This is a genomic window from Stecheria intestinalis (assembly GCF_009696165.1).
GTDB lineage: Bacteria > Bacillota_I > Bacilli_A > Erysipelotrichales > Erysipelotrichaceae > Bulleidia > Bulleidia intestinalis.
The window spans coordinates 20,893-34,414 of the sequence record NZ_VUMN01000029.1 but is presented as its reverse complement, the minus strand read 5'-3'; the positions used below and the strand labels follow the sequence as shown (position 1 = coordinate 34,414).

The 13,522-nt window shown below is 50.8% G+C and carries 11 protein-coding genes and 2 tRNA genes; 11 read left to right on the top strand and 2 right to left on the bottom strand.

Translation table 11 applies throughout. The features are described from left to right. Window positions 1-105: 105 nt before the first annotated feature. Window positions 106-321 (bottom strand): helix-turn-helix transcriptional regulator, encoded by a 216-nt coding sequence (locus tag FYJ51_RS10885; protein WP_154505596.1) that lies wholly within the window; start codon window positions 319-321, stop codon window positions 106-108. Further along, entirely contained in the window at window positions 318-812 is a 495-nt protein-coding gene (locus tag FYJ51_RS10880; RefSeq protein WP_154505595.1) for a hypothetical protein, read from the bottom strand. Before FYJ51_RS10880 ends, FYJ51_RS10885 begins: the two co-directional genes overlap by 4 nt. A 299-nt stretch (window positions 813-1,111) precedes the next feature. On the opposite strand from FYJ51_RS10880, the gene FYJ51_RS10875 reads away from it, so the two are divergent. From FYJ51_RS10875 to FYJ51_RS10830, 11 genes are all read left to right on the top strand, one after another. After that, the gene (locus tag FYJ51_RS10875) at window positions 1,112-1,651 is read left to right on the top strand and encodes a helix-turn-helix domain-containing protein (protein ID WP_105303533.1); all 540 of its coding nucleotides are present in this window, start codon (window positions 1,112-1,114) and stop codon (window positions 1,649-1,651) included. A gap of 27 nt (window positions 1,652-1,678) precedes the next feature. Then, window positions 1,679-3,256 carry an ABC transporter ATP-binding protein gene (locus FYJ51_RS10870; RefSeq protein WP_154505594.1) on the top strand — a complete coding sequence of 526 codons (1,578 nt, stop codon included), beginning with the start codon at window positions 1,679-1,681 and terminating at the stop codon, window positions 3,254-3,256. After that, window positions 3,253-4,041: an ABC transporter permease gene (locus tag FYJ51_RS10865; RefSeq protein ID WP_154505593.1), complete on the top strand. Its 789-nt coding sequence runs from the start codon at window positions 3,253-3,255 to the stop codon at window positions 4,039-4,041. The genes FYJ51_RS10870 and FYJ51_RS10865 overlap by 4 nt, the downstream gene beginning before the upstream one ends. Beyond that, window positions 4,041-4,853: an ABC transporter permease gene (locus FYJ51_RS13600; RefSeq protein WP_205946307.1), complete on the top strand. Its 813-nt coding sequence runs from the start codon at window positions 4,041-4,043 to the stop codon at window positions 4,851-4,853. The genes FYJ51_RS10865 and FYJ51_RS13600 overlap by 1 nt, the downstream gene beginning before the upstream one ends. Then, the gene (locus FYJ51_RS13595; RefSeq protein WP_205946306.1) at window positions 4,828-5,943 is read left to right on the top strand and encodes an ABC transporter substrate-binding protein; all 1,116 of its coding nucleotides are present in this window, start codon (window positions 4,828-4,830) and stop codon (window positions 5,941-5,943) included. Before FYJ51_RS13600 ends, FYJ51_RS13595 begins: the two co-directional genes overlap by 26 nt. Window positions 5,944-6,014: 71 nt before the next feature. Then, window positions 6,015-8,297 (top strand): glycoside hydrolase family 9 protein, encoded by a 2,283-nt coding sequence (locus FYJ51_RS10855; RefSeq protein ID WP_154505591.1) that lies wholly within the window; start codon window positions 6,015-6,017, stop codon window positions 8,295-8,297. A gap of 87 nt (window positions 8,298-8,384) precedes the next feature. Further along, window positions 8,385-8,458, top strand: a tRNA-Cys gene (locus tag FYJ51_RS10850). A 16-nt stretch (window positions 8,459-8,474) separates the two neighbouring features. Next, a tRNA-Leu gene (locus FYJ51_RS10845) sits at window positions 8,475-8,558 on the top strand. Window positions 8,559-8,608: 50 nt separating this feature from the next. Continuing rightward, the gene (locus FYJ51_RS10840) at window positions 8,609-10,144 is read left to right on the top strand and encodes a hypothetical protein (RefSeq protein ID WP_154505589.1); all 1,536 of its coding nucleotides are present in this window, start codon (window positions 8,609-8,611) and stop codon (window positions 10,142-10,144) included. Window positions 10,145-10,581: 437 nt separating this feature from the next. Beyond that, window positions 10,582-11,073 (top strand): hypothetical protein, encoded by a 492-nt coding sequence (locus FYJ51_RS10835; protein WP_135358179.1) that lies wholly within the window; start codon window positions 10,582-10,584, stop codon window positions 11,071-11,073. Window positions 11,074-11,169: 96 nt separating this feature from the next. Further along, window positions 11,170-13,521, top strand: a complete 2,352-nt coding sequence (locus FYJ51_RS10830; protein WP_154505587.1) for a clostripain-related cysteine peptidase — start codon at window positions 11,170-11,172, stop codon at window positions 13,519-13,521. Window position 13,522 lies beyond the last annotated feature (1 nt).

Below are 13,522 nucleotides of genomic sequence, written 5' to 3'. Positions count from 1 at the left end.
CTATTTTGCTGCATCGATAGGACAGGTATCTCAGGAAACCATTGAACACTATATTGAGAATCAGGGCTAAACAACGTAAAACCGCCCCGTAAAGGGGCGTGGCTTCTACCGAATGACATTTTGTGAATCCGGGTCCCAGAAAAGATCGTCCAGTGTTTTGTCCAGAGCTTTGCAGATGGAGATGCACAGCCGGATCGTAGGGTTATAGTCGCCCTGTTCGATGGCATTGATAGTCTGCCTGGATACGCCGACAAGATCGGCCAGCTGCTGCTGGGATAGATTTTTTTCTGTCCTTACGGATTTAAGTCTAAGGTTTTTCATTGATCCTCGTCATTCATTTTTCTGCTGGAAAGAATTGCTGCGGCAAAGATGATGAGAAACAGTGTCCCCGTGATGATATCGGTGTTGTTACTGGTGAGGATTCCTTCCGGAAGCCCTTCCTGCAGAATCTTTGTAATTCCGATGAAGAAATTGGTGACGCCGAGGATGCATATGACGAGTGCCCATCTTTTCCAGCTTCCGGAAATGCCGAAGAAGACACCTTTCCAGATGGAATAGACGACATAGATACAGATCATCAAAGAACTGACCGTAATCAGGGCAAAACTGCCGTCCATCGGAAGAAGGCGCAGATCAAGCAGAAATGACGCCGCAAACCCGGCAAGCACACCGGTAATCAGTGCATACTTATAGGCAGTTGAGCGAACAGCCGTTTGCCGCTCATCATACGTGACCGGTTTCTGGCCGCGCACAAAATACATCAGAAACAGAAGGATCACAAACGGTAGTGCAAAGCCGGCAAGATATTTCATAACAGTCCTCCAATATGTCAATTATAGCTGACATCTACAGAATAGACGCTGTAGTTCGAAATGTCAAATATATTTTACATTTTTCGGCTCGATCAGGAACAGGGAAGGAGCTGAAGGCACCTGCGGGTGCTTTTTCAGATGAAATTCTCTGCCTTTGGGAGGGATGAGAACCTCGGTTTATAATTACTAAACAATTTGTTTGAAATTGTGTTGATTTTTAACAATGCTCGGATATAATGTTCCTGTTTCGGGATTGCAAACCGATTGTTTACTGATGTTAAACAGAAAGGAGCAGGGGGATGGATATCGGAAAAAGGATCCGGCAGCTGCGGATTCAGAATGACCTCACACTGGAAGAACTGGCCTCACGGACCGAGCTGACCAAGGGATTCCTTTCCCAGCTGGAACGGAATCTTGCGTCTCCATCCATTCAGACGCTCGAAGACATCACCGAAGCACTCGGCACGAATATGTCCAAGTTCTTCGCGGAAGAAACAGAAGAACAGGTCATATTCGGCCCTGGCGATGAATTCACGGATGAACGGGATCAGGAAACAGTGCACTGGATTGTCCCGAATGCCCAGAAGAACAAGATGGAACCGATCATCGTCGATCTGGAGCCGAAGGCCAAGACGGAAATCATCGATCCGCATGAAGGAGAAGAATTCGGATATGTGCTGGCGGGAAAGATCTATCTGTGCCGCGAAAGCCAGCGAAAGGGGCTGGCCGTCCGGAAGGGAGAAAACTTCTACATCCGGGGAAACGAAGCGCATTTTCTTGAAAACAGGGCAGACAAGCCTGCCCGTGTGCTGTGGATCAGCACACCGCCGATTTTCTAAATCATCAGGAAAAGGGGAAGAACAGCTATGGCAAAGAAACTGATTCAGATTCAGAACGTGGTGAAGACATTCGACAAGCAGGTGGTACTGAAGGGGATCACGCTGGATATCTACGAGAATGAATTCGTCACGCTTCTCGGTCCTTCCGGCTGCGGAAAGACCACACTGCTGAGAATTATTGCAGGATTTCTGGAACCGACGGAAGGCCATGTGATCATGGATGGCGAGGATATTGCCGGGGTTCCTGCCTATAAGAGAGACGTCAATACGGTATTCCAGCACTATGCGCTGTTTCCGCATCTGGATGTGTATGACAATATTGCCTTCGGTCTGAAGATCAAGAAACAGCCGAAAGACATTATCGATCAGAAGGTCATGCGCATGATCTCGCTGGTCGGGCTTGAAGGATTCGAACATAAGGATGTCACCCTGATGTCTGGCGGCCAGCAGCAGCGTGTCGCGATTGCCAGAGCACTGGTCAATGAACCGAGAGTGCTTCTGCTGGATGAATCGCTGAGCGCCCTGGATAAGAATTTAAGGAAAGAGATGCAGCTGGAACTCAAGGAAATCCAGCAGGAAGTCGGCATTACCTTCATCTTCATCACCCATGACCAGGAAGAAGCACTGACCATGTCCGACAAGATCGTCGTCATGCGCGAAGGCGCGATCGAGCAGATCGGCACGCCGACTGAGATCTACAACGAACCGGTTAATGAATATGTCGCGAAGTTCGTCGGCGATTCGAATATCATCGACGGCAATATGAAACACGACCGGCTGGTTTCGTTTGATGATGCAGACTATGCCTGCGTGGACTACGGCTTTCGGGAAAACGAACCGGTGGATATCATGATCCGTCCCGAAGACATCAATATCGTCGAGCGCAATAAGGGCCTTCTGAATGGCGAAGTGAAGTCGGTTCTGTTCAAAGGCGTCCACTATGAAGTCGTTGCCGAGACAAGCTCCGGTACATCCAAGACAGTCACGATGCATGTGACGAAGGAACGCGATGTGGTCAATGAAGAAGCCCATGAGCGCATCAGTGCGACTTCATTCCTGATGGACGTTGAAGATGTTCCGAATCTGACCGACAGCGAGATCATTGCCCGGGCCAATGCCCAGGCGTGGAACGATGATGACGAAGATGTCTCCCTGACCAAAGTCGAATATGATCTGAAGCCGGAAGTGGGTGTATACAAATGCACGTTCTCAACCGAGAAGGGCACCAGCATCACGATCAACATCAATGTCGTCAAGCCGAAGGCAGTCGAGGATATGTCCAACGAGGAATCCATCCAGGCATTCGACTTCTACCGCTCCGTGGATGAAATCAAGGAATCTGTTGCCCTGGATACGGATCTGATCCGCTGGGCAGATGCCTATGCATGGAACATGGAAGACAATTCCAGAGTCGAGATCTGGGATGTGAAGTATGACTTCGATGATGAGAACATCACCGAAGGCGACTACCCGATTACGTTCAGCACCCAGGGCCGCGAGCTCAAGGTCGAGACGACCGAGAAATTCGAAGTCGGTCAGAAAATCGGCCTGAAGTGGGATTCGGATGATATCCATGTCATGAAGAAGATGGAGAGCAGCTTATGAAGTCTTTCAGCAAGATGGTTTATCCGTATGTAGTCTGGATGATCATCATGATTATCGTGCCGATGCTGATGATTGTGCTCTATGCCTTCACCACGCAGGGCAACGATGTGCTGACCTTCCAGTTCACTTTATCAAATTTCGCAAGATTCTTTTCCGACAATGTCTTTCCGAGCGTTCTGTGGCGCAGCCTGAAGATGGCGGTCATCACGACGCTCATCTGCATCCTGATCGGGTATCCGGCAGCGTATGCGATGGCAAAGTCCAAGCCTCATAGCCAGGCTGTCATGGTCTTATTGATCACGCTGCCTATGTGGATCAACATGCTCGTGCGTACGTATGCATGGAAGGGCATCCTGTCCGATTCTCCGCTGTCTGCAGAAGTACAGGTCTATATCGGCATGGTCTACAACTTCCTGCCGTTCATGATCCTGCAGATCTATACCGCCCTCAGCAAGATCGATCCGGCTCTGATCACTGCCGCCCACGACCTTGGCGCTAATGATCGTGAAACCTTCCGGACCGTGATCTTCCCGCTGAGTCTTTCCGGAGTCATCTCCGGCATCACGCTGGTCTTCCTGCCTGCGGTTTCGTCCTTCTTCATTCCGAAACTGCTCGGCGGCGGAAGATTCGTGCTCATCGGAAACCTGATCGAAGACTACTTCATCTCGACCGGAGACTGGAACTTCGGTTCTGCAATCTCCATGATCATGGCAGTCATCATCCTGATCTCCATGTATGTCATGCGCAGATTCGATAAGCAATCCCATGAAGAGGAGGCCGACTGATGGAACACGAAACCAAAAAAGGCGAGAAATTCTATCTGTTTCTGATTCTCCTGTTCTTCTATCTCCCGATCTTCTATGTAGTGCTCTTCAGCTTCAACAGCTCGAAGTCGCTCTCGCATTTCACCGGCTTCTCGCTGCGCTGGTATGAACGCATGTTCAGCGACCGCACCATCATGAATTCCATCGGCTATACGGTATTCTGCGCTGTGATCGCAACCGCTGTCTCCACTCTGGTCGGAACGATCACTGCGATCGGCTTATCCAAGAGCCGCAAGACGCTGCGCGAAGCAGTCACCCAGGTCAACAACCTGCCGATGCTCAATCCTGACATCGTCACAGCCATCGGCTTCATGCTGTTCTTTACGTCGCTCAGGATTCAGACCGGCTTCACCACGATGGTGCTTGCCCATATCGCATTCTGCATTCCATATGTGATGCTGTCAGTGACGCCGAAGCTGAGATCTCTCGATCCGAATACGGCTGAAGCAGCCCTGGACCTTGGCTGCACGCCGCTTCAAGCCGTATTCAAAGTCATCATCCCGCAGATCAAAGACGGCATCATTGCCGGTGCACTCGTTGCCTTCTCGATGTCATTCGATGACTTCGTCATCTCGTTATTCACGACCGGCCCGGGCATCAGCAACATCTCGATCTATGTCTATTCGAACGTCAAGCGCATCAACCCGACCATCAACGCATTATCTGCCATCATCGTCTATGTCATCACGATCGTTCTGATCATTGTCAATGTGGTTCCCGCAATCAGGGATAGAAAGAAGAAAAAACATGAAAACGAACTGGAAGCTCATTAAGCTCCTGCTGGCCGGCGCGATGCCGGCGGCTCTTCTGACCGGGTGCGGAAGCTCCGGCACAGCTGTGGAAAATGTCGGCGATGCAGAAGAACTCTTCGGCTGCAGCGTCATCAATGTCTACAATGCCGGCGAATACATTGCCGACAACGTCGTCCCGGATTTCGAGAAGATGTACAACGCAACTGTCAACTATGACGTCTTCGAATCCAACGAAATCATGTATACGAAGCTCATGGGCGGCAGCTCCTATGACGTCATCGTTCCTTCCGACTATATGATCGAGCGCATGATCAGCGAGAAGATGCTGCAGCCGATCGATCAGGATGCGATGACGAATCTCGATCAGATCAATCCGGACGTCCTGGAAAAGCGCGAAGCCTATGATCCGGGCGGAGTCTATTCCGTTCCTTACTTCTGGGGCTCGGTCGGACTGGTCTACAACAAGACGGTCGTCGATCCGGATCTCATCAAGCAGGAAGGCTGGGACATCCTGCTCGATGAACAGTTCAAGGGCAGAATCTATGCCTATGACTCTCAGAGAGACATGTTCATGATCGCCTTCAAAGCCCTCGGCTATTCCATGAATACGGATGACCCGGATGAAATCCAGGCAGCCTATGAATGGCTCCAGAACATGAATGAGACCACATCTCCTGCCTATGTGACCGACGAAGTCATTGACGGCATGGCAAATGGCGATATGGACATCGCTGTCATGTACTCCGGCGATGCCGCATATGTCCTCTCTGAAAACCCGGATATGGACTATATCGAACCGGATCAGGGAACCAACATCTGGTATGATGCGATGGTCATTCCTGCCAATGCAGAATGCCCGGGTCTGGCAAATGCGTTCATCAACTACATCACCGACTACAATACCGCCCTTGCTAACAGCACCCAGGTCGGCTATACAAGCCCGAATCTGCAGGTCATGAATGAGCTTTCCTCCGAAGACGGCGATTATTATGAGAACAGCGCCTATATCCCGAGAGAAGGCTATGACAAGGATGAAGTATTCCATTACAATGCAGAACTGACCCGTCAGCTGGCCGATCTCTGGACCAGAGTCAAGATGTCAGTCAACTGATCATTCTCAGATCACTCCTGGTATCATTCGATGCCAGGAGTTTTTCCATGTTCTGATGGTATAATCAACGCATGCCGAAAAAAAACCTGAACCTGAACGTCAGAAAACTCATCCTTGCCCTGATCGTCATCGACCTGATCATCGCGGGCATTGTCCTGATCCGTCACTATAACCGTCCGGCAGTTATTGCCAATACTGCTTCTGCAGTCCCTTCCGAAACTCCTTTCCCAAGTCCATCTCCGAGTCCATCCGTGACTCCTATCTCTCATGAAGCACTGATTGCTCCAGCTTATACGAGTTCTTCCAGCAAGCTTTCTGCTCCGGATAATACGACCGGTTTTTCCTCCGGCTGGACGGTTCAGACATCAGACGCCTCTGTTTCCTCATCCCTGACCTTTGACACTGACACGATCACGATCAATTCTCCCGGTACTTCCTATGAAGATACATTCTTCTTCCGGGATGGCATTCCGCTGCAGCAGGGTGCAGACTATACGCTGTATTTCAACATTTCTTCTACGGTGAACCGCAAGGTTACCGTCGTGATCCAGGACCTTTCTTCAAATTCAGCTGTGTTCACGAAAGATCTTTCCGTGACCAGCGATCGGACGTATCAGGAGCTCTCGTTCCATCAGAGCGGATCCACAACCTTCAATGCCAGAATTGCCTTTCAGATCGGCAATGACGGCTCTTCTGAAATGCAGGGAGTCCATACAATCACGATTGACGGAATCCGTCTGATCTCTTCAGTCAATACGGAAGCGATCCGCGTGAACCAGGCCGGCTACCCCGCTTCTGAAGAAAAGAGATGCACATTCATCTATGATGCCGGCGATCTGTTCGACGTCGTCAATGCAGAAACGAAAGCGATCGTATATTCCGGGGCCATCGTGAATCAGAAACAGAATGAAAGCACCGGCGAAGTCAACGGGTGGGGAGACTTTTCTGCTGTAGACGAACCAGGCACGTACTATATCCGGTCCCAGATCGGCATCGTCTCCCCGACATTCACGATCTCCGCAGATCCGTATGCGGATCTCTCGGTCTCTCTGCTGCATATGCTGAGCCTGCAGCGCTGCGGCATAGAGACGTCAGAAAGCTGGGCAGGGGATCTTGCCCATGCGATCTGCCATACAGAAACGGCAACGCTCCTCTATACGGACCAGACCGTGAATGTTTCCGGCGGCTGGCACGATGCAGGAGACTACGGAAGATATACGAAGACCGGTGCCAAGGCTGCCTATGACCTGCTGCTGTCGTGGATGCTGAATCCGGATCTCTTCAATGACGCTTCTGGGGGGCCGGATTCCGGCAATGGCATTCCGGACATTCTAGACGAAGCCCGCTATGAAATCGACTGGCTGCTGAAGATGCAGGAATCCTCCGGAGGCGTCTATGCAAGGGTCGTTTCTGAGAGCTACCCGGGCGATACCGTCAAGCCCGAAGACGATCATCTGCCGCTGATCCTGATGCCTGCCGAAACCACTTCTGCCGCAGATGCCGGCGCTGCTTATGCACTGGCTTCCATCGCATTCCAGTCCATTGATCCGAACTATTCTGCTAAGTGCCTGAGTGCTGCCGAAAAAGCCTACAGCTATCTGGAAAAGAATACCGAAACTACGATCATCACGAACCCGGATGGCTATTCCGCCGGCCAGTATCTTGACAGCACCGATCATGATGCCCGCTTCTTCCTTGACATCGCCTTATGGAAAGCTACCGGAAACAGCAGCTACCTGCAGGCAGCCTCTGCTCAGTACGCTTCCGACTCTGCCTGTGCAGAAGGAGCATCCTGGAAAGACAATGGTGCCTATGGCGCCTTCCTGTTCCTGACCACCCCCGAGGCAGAAACTGCCGATGCCGCTCTCTATCAGAACCTGCTTGCTTCGCTGACTGCTCAGGCAGAGCGGCTATCCGGGATTTCTTCTGATAATGGGTACAATACCGCCCTTGCGGAGTATTCATGGGGCAGCAATTCCATTGCAGCGGGGGAGGGGACGATCCTGGCCATGGCTTGGTCCATCACCGGCAATCAGACTTACCGTAATGCGGCCATGGAACAGATCAGCTATCTGCTTGGCCGCAACAGCCTGAATATGTGCTTTGTCAGTACCTTCGGGAGCTGCAGTCCTTCTCATCTCCACAGCCGCATTGCCAATTCCGAAGGCACGATTCTGCCTGGTGCGTTAGCTGGCGGGCCGGATAGTTCAAGGGAAGATGATGTCACCCAGGCATTATCTGCAGATCTTCCAGCCGCAAAGGTTTACGCGGATGACTATGGGGCTTATTCCGTGAATGAAGCAGCAGTCTATTACAATTCCGCCTTCCTGTTCCTGTTGAGCCAGATGCGCTGATCTGCTCATGCAGGAATTGAGGGCTCTCTTTTCGTTGCTTTTTGAAAACTCTTTTCGTATAATAAATGAGCACCAAAAATTACGGATGGTTCCTTAGCCAAGTGGTAAGGCAACAGACTGCAACTCTGTGACCGCCGGTCCGACTCCGGCAGGAACCTCCATTTTTTTCTGAAAGCTGGGGATATGGCGGAATCGGCAGACGCAAAGGACTTAAAATCCTTTGGTGGCAACACCGTGCGGGTTCAAGTCCCGCTGTCCCCACTTTTTTTATTGCTCAGAACAGGTATACTGTCTTTATTATGGCGGAATTGATGATACGGACTACCCTGATCACGCTGGCAGTGATCGTGATCTCGGAAGGAGCCGGCTCCTGGTTTGAAAGACTGCTTGGCATCGATCGGAAGGGCTTTTCTGCTCCGATCGGCTTTGCCGTGCTGATGGCGTGCCTGCAGGTACTTGCCTACCCGGCACAGATCGGGAACTGGTCTTTTCTGTATCTTCTGCTCGTGACGCTGATCCTCTTTGCTGCAGCGATCTGGATGACGTGCTGGAATGCAAAGGAAGCCTTCCGTCATTTCAGAAGGAAGGAAACATTTATTGCCCTGTTTGCAGGACTCCTGTTTCTGTATCTTGCCTCGAAGAATCTGATGGTCTCTGCCGGGATTCCGGGGGGCTACTTCCATTGTCATGCCAATGAGATCGGATCCGGTCTGTTCCAGGTCTATCCCCAGTTTCTCAGAGTTCTGACCTGGCTCAATGAACTGCCCCATCTATTGCATCTGTCTTCCATCCCAGCAGACTATATCTTCTGTGAGATGGTCGGCGGAGGACTGTTATTTGCGGTCATCAGCTCGATGTTCATCGTGAATGTCGTCCGCAGCTTCCATCTGCGCAATCACTGGCTGGAGTTCTCGATCATCGCGTTCATGTTAACGTATGAGAACTATGTGTCCTGGCACTTGAGCACCGCATATCTTGGCACGGCATGGTCGGAGCTGATGATGGCAGAAGGACTGTTTGTGATCTGGAGATGGCATCAGGAAAGCAATGAGCAGATCAAGTATCTGCTGATTCCGGTGCTGATGGCAGGGCTTGCGTTTGATAACGGATTCGGCTTAGCCGGCATTGCCATTCTCTATGGCCTGCTTGCGTATCAGCTCAGAACACGGACGATCCGCTGCTTCTTCGAGCTGTTCAGCAATCTTGCCCCATATGTCCTGTATTCAGCTGCATTGCTTTCGAGAACTTCAGAAGCAGGGGCCTGGATCCTGTTCCTGTTCTATCTGGCATTTCTGTTCTTCCGCTATCGCAAGCCTTTCCGCAGATGGATCACGCTTGGCGAAGAATGGCTGTTCGATCACGGAGATCTGATTCTCTTCGGCATCATTCCGGCTGCCGCTGCCGGTCTCTCGCTGTATCTGAGCATTGCCGAGCCATGGGCAGCAACTGCCTATTCCTATTATTTCCAGGACTTCACGGAAGTAGGGGATGCCAGGGACTATCTGTTCATCCATTCCAGCTGGCTGGAAATCGTGCTGAACATCTTCCGCTGGGGCGGACTGGTCCTGCTGATCATCTTTGCAAAGACCAAGGATGAACAGATCATGCGGATCATGATGATCACGACATTGCTTGTCTTCCTGAATCCGCTCTGCACGCCGTTTCTGACCTATATCACCGGTCCGGCGTTCTACCGGACGTTCACGGTGCTCTTCAATCCGTTTACGGAAACCGTGATGTTCCTGAAGTTCTATCATCTGTTTGAATGGAATGCAGTCGGCCAGTGGATCCTGGAACTGGCGCTGTGCCTGGCTGCGTTCATGGGACTGATCACGATTCTGTTCTGAATGTTCTGCCAAGGGCGATCTGCTCTTGGCTTTTTTTTATATGCTTCAATCATTCCCTGCATGGTAGGACCAATCGGGCTGAAAAAAGGTATTTCTGACTGAAAAAAGGATGAATTATCTTGAATATGTCCTCAATCATCCCATCAATTATTTGATTAAAATAATTTATAAAAAAACTGCAATAATGATGGGATAACTTTATCAATGAAACCGTTTATAACTGTTAAAACCTGACATAAAACGTTTCCATACATCCTATAAGTACTGAAATATTCTGATTTTCATTTTCATTAGTCATGAGACTTTTGAATTTTTTTCCTGTTTTACTCCAATTTTTAGGGGAATGAATTATCATTCAAGTGCATCCGCAAAGAGGATGAATGAAAAAGGACCTGAGATCCTTGAGGAGAACAGATCAGAGAAATATGAAGAAGTTCATGAGAAAAATGATTGCAGCTGCAGCAGCGATGATGCTCAGCTTTACAGTAATCAGCGCAAAGGGAACCACGGTCCATGCGGAAGATGCCATGGGCACCGGCGGAAGAATCTATTTCAATAATGGATACAGTGTTGCATTGAACTGGGCTGATCCGTTTGATGCCTATGCAGTTCAGTCCATCACTGATGCACAGGATTCAGCCGTAGAAGAATCCTATGGTGGATCTACCCTGATCGCGGATCATAACACCCAGGGCTTCGATGTCATCAAGCAGTACGGAGTCGGCTCCACGATGAAGATCATCGATGAACAGGGCAATACCACCACTTATGTGTGCATCAGCTATTATCCGAGTGTCTCCTGGTACAATGGCATCGTGACGCTTCCGGATGGAAGAGATGCCTGGTATGGAGATTCCGCACTCTGGCTGAAGACCTGCAACAGCGACGGAACGAATACCGTTTCCTACTGGACACCGCTCTGGTACTGAGATCATAACTGAAACGGGATCTGACGAAATGTTCAGATCCTTTTCTTTCGCTTTCTGACGCGGCATAATGAAACAGAAGAAACGGGGAAAAAGATTATGCCAGATAACAGACCGCACGCAAGAACACGCGGGGAGCCGACCTCTTCAGGTGCGGTAAACAGACATGGAGCCGGACTGCATTCCGGATCTTCCGGACCGCGCATGTCATCCGGCGGAGACCGGATCTATTCGGGCGGCTTCGGCAGGGGACCGCGCAGATCTTCCGGCTTTTTCATGCTGGTGGTGATTGCGATCGTTCTGTTTCTGATCATGCCCTCCTGCGAAGAGAATACCTATGAGCCCTCAACCCATTACACTTCAGATACCACGACCAGCTCCTATGGCTACCAGCCTCCGGCAGCCCAGCATTCCGACACGAATATGAGCACGCCGGATCTCTTGGTGTCTTCTGAGGCAAGAGCGAAATATACTACTCTGCGCAATGATGGCACCGATGAGGCGACAATTCTCGTCTATATGATCGGAACCGATCTCGAGTCTCAGTACGGGATGGCGACCTCTGATCTCAATGAGATGCTGAAGGCAGAGAAGTCCGATCAGGTACATATTCTGATTGAAACCGGCGGCACAAAGCAGTGGCAGAACAATGTCATCTCCAGTCGGAACAACGAACTGTATGAAGTGACCTCGAACCATCAGCTGCAGCGGCTGGATACGTCCGCAAGCAGGGATATGACTGATCCGGATACGCTGACGGAGTTCATTCAGGATGGCGTTTCCAGATATCCGTCTTCCAACCGGGTATTCCTGATTCTCTGGGACCATGGCGGCGGATCGGTGAGCGGCTATGGTCATGACGAGCTGTATCCGAACGGAACGATGAATGTCTCCGAATTTGCGGATGCCCTGAAGAATGCGAATGTGAAGTTTGATGCGGTCGGATTTGATGCTTGTCTCATGGCCAATGCGGAAACCGCTCTGGCTGCTTCTCCGTATGCAGACTATCTGATCGCCTCGGAAGAAACAGAGCCAGGCACCGGCTGGTACTATACGGACTGGATCACTGCCCTTTCGAAGAATCCATCTCTTTCTACTGTAGAACTTGGCAAGCAGATCATTGATGACTTCATCTCGGCCAATGCCTCGACCGGAGATAAGACGACGCTTTCCATCACGGATCTTGCGGAGTTTGAAACCCTGGTACCGCCTGTGCTGAATACGTTCTCGGAATCCCTCAACGAGGAAATCCAGGCAGGGGAGTATCAGAAAGTCGCAGACGCCCGTTCCGTGACAAGAGAATTCGCGGCTTCCAGCCACATCGATCAGATAGACCTCGTTCATTTCTGCGAGAATCTCGGCACTGACGAAGCAGAAGCACTTGCCGATGCGGTCCGTTCTTCGCTGAAATACAACCGCTCCAATGGCATCAGCGATGCCAGCGGCCTATCGATCTACTTCCCATACACCCGCACGAAATATGTGACCCAGGCTGCCGGCATCTATTATGAGATCGGCATGGACAGCTCGTATACCGAAGCCATCCGTTCCTTTGCAACCCTGGAAGCTTCCGGCCAGATCGTGACCGGATCTTCGACGCCGACGATCTTCGGACTGTTGAGCGGCAGCAGTTCCTATAACGGCAATGATTCCTGGAATTATTCTTCCGGAGATATCCTGAGTCTGCTCCTGGGTTCTTCCTCGGCTCCTGCTTCTTCCAGTTCTTATGGCAGCAGCCTGGAATCTCTGCTTGGCGGAAACAGCTATGACAGCGATCTGCTCAGCCAGTATGCCGCACTGCTTTCGGATCGGGGAACGTTTGATACCTCTGAACTGACGGTGAGTGAAGTCAATGGCAATGCCGTCCTGCAGCTCTCTGAGAGCCAGTGGTCCCTGATCCGTCAGATCACCCAGAACGTCTGGGCAGATGATGGCAGCGGGTATATCGACCTTGGCAGCGATAATGTCTTCAGCTTTGATGACGAGGGCAATCTTCTGGTGGACTATGACGGCACCTGGCTTTCCATCGAAGGCCAGCCGGTATCGTATCAGATGCTGAGCGATGAATATGACGACAGCGATGGATCCTATGTCACAAAGGGAAGTGTTCCGATCCTTCTGAATGACGAACCTGCTTCGCTGCTGGTCGAATTCACCGAGGAACACCCGGATGGAATCGTGACCGGAGTCCTGAAAAACTATGAGGACGGGGTTTCTTCCAGAACATTGCAGCTGGAAGAAGGGGATACGATCGAATTCACCGCTGATTATTATTCCTATGGCGGCACTTATCAGGATTCTTACCGTATAGGTACGCCGATCACGTATGAGGGCAGTCTTGAGCTTGGCACGTACCGGATCAGCGGTCAGAAATGCATGTATACGTATGTGCTGACGGATGTGTACAACAATGAACTGCGTCTGCCGATGCAGAACTGGGAAGGCGAATAAT